Annotated in this window: 2 protein-coding genes; both read right to left on the bottom strand. The window is 63.8% G+C overall.

All coding sequences use genetic code 11. From position 1 onward, the window contains the following. Positions 1–290: 290 nt before the first annotated feature. Positions 291–1247: a methenyltetrahydromethanopterin cyclohydrolase gene (gene mch, locus EN925_RS34100; protein ID WP_127388254.1), complete on the bottom strand. Its 957-nt coding sequence runs from the start codon at positions 1245–1247 to the stop codon at positions 291–293. Further along, positions 1244–1898: ATP-grasp domain-containing protein (locus tag EN925_RS34095; protein ID WP_128337277.1), on the bottom strand; the 655-nt coding region annotated here is incomplete at its 5' end. The genes mch and EN925_RS34095, both read right to left, overlap by 4 nt.

Raw genomic sequence — 1898 nt, 5'->3', positions numbered from 1 at the left:
GCCGGGGATCGTAAGTCCGCTCGGGCTGCTGGTATCGAATGCGATCGCCGCCAGCGGCACGGCTGTAACGGCGGCGCCCCCCCGACCAAGTCCTGCCGCCAGGCCGTTGGAGCCGGTGTCCACTTTGTCGCTGACGATCAGGATGCGAGGGATCATGTGGCCTCTCGGGTGCGGGAATGTCGGCGGCGCGAGCGATTCCAGGCCCTCATGGCAGCGTCCGCGGCAGGGCTGCACGGAAGGCAGTCGCCGGGCGGGCGAATGACAGACGAATCCCTTTGCACCGCCATGCCCTAGCCGAGACTCCGTTCGAGCATCTTCAGATCACGCCGACCGGCGCGAAAAGTATCGCCGGTTTCGATCGCTGTCACGATCACTTCAGCCGGGCTGAACAGCAACGGGTCGATGGCATAGAAATCGCCCTTGAACCGCGTGAAGATCTCGGCGAAGGGTTGGCCGTAGTCCCGTGAGGCGCTGCTGGGAAGTTTTTCCGCGAGTTTGCCAGCCTCCTTCGCCGATCCTTTGACGAAGAGCTGGACGCTGCCGCCATAGATGATGGCATCGTTGGTTCGGCCCATAGCGGTCAGGAAATCCGGATGGGGGGCGGGGATCGGCGCCGTTCCGATGCCGTCGACAACGTTTTCCAGCGGGAATTTGAGATCGTTGATCTTGTGCAGGGCAACCTCGAGCGCGCGCGCCACGATCTGCACGCCGCCGGCAAGGCTTTGTGTCGGCGCGTAGAGGAAGGTGAGCTTTTCCGTCGCCAGTCCAGTTGCCTTGCTCACTTTCTCAACGGTCGCGCGGGGAGGCGGTTCGGCCGTCTCAAGGATAAGCACCGCGGACGATGCGATGTCATGATAGGAAAGTGTTTCGAACAGCGGTTCGACCCGGGCGAGGGCCCGCGCAGGCCCAGATCCCATCGCGAAATAGTCCTGGCCAGACAGGTTCCAGCCCGCATACTGGCTGCCCAGGCAGGCCAGCACCGGCTGCGAAGATCGCGCTTCGACGGTGAACGGCCATTGCTGTGACGCGCGATCCATGAATACCGAAACGCTGCCGAGACCGCCCATCGCAGCCTCAGCCATGCGCATCCCGGCCTCGACGCTGCCGACGGTCTTGGCGCCGGCATCGATCAGGCGCTCGCCCAATGCTCCCTTGGAAACGACGATACGCAGGCGTTCGGCGTCGCCGATCATGCCGTCAACGATGCGCTGTGCATTGTCGTTCAGGAATGCCGAACCGTCTTTCATGTCCGGTCTCCTTCCCATTGGAGTTGCAATTGGCTGGCTTGTCCCTTGATGAGCCGCTTGGTCGATTGGGCGCTCGGACCGCGCGCGAAGACCGTGCAGACAGGGTCGCCGGCAATCAGACGGGTGCCAGCCGACTGTTGGTCCGCTGTCCATTCAGGCCAGGCAATCGACGGAAAGTGAGTGATTGGCGTCGCGGCGTAGGTCACCATCGACGCCATCGAATCGACGAAGCGCGGCAAGCGGAAGACCTGACCCGTCGCGGCGCGCAGATGCGCTTCGATCAATGGCGCGTCAACATCGTCGAAAATGTCGAGGGTGGCGCCCGGCCTCGGATTGATCTCGATGAACGTGTAGCCATCCGGTCCGCGGATCAGATCGGCGCTGCACAATCCAAGCAGGCCGGCGCGCCGCGTCAGACTTGAGAGCCAGCCGCCGATGACCGCCGCCTGTCTGCGATCGAAGCGTCTCAACCGTACGGCGCCGCCGTAGCGATAGGGCGCTGTGGGGGCGGGAGACGTCCATTGGTGGCTGAAACCCACGAGGTGCGCGGTTTGACCATTGCCGACGAACAGGGCCGAGATGCTGCGACCGGCAACGAAGCGCTGGAAATAGCGGCCGGCGGACGGGCTTTCTCCGGCTGCTCGTCTGACG

Source organism: Mesorhizobium sp. M7A.F.Ca.US.006.04.2.1, assembly GCF_004022915.1.
GTDB lineage: Bacteria > Pseudomonadota > Alphaproteobacteria > Rhizobiales > Rhizobiaceae > Mesorhizobium > Mesorhizobium ciceri.
This window is presented reverse-complemented; position numbering and strand designations above follow the sequence as displayed.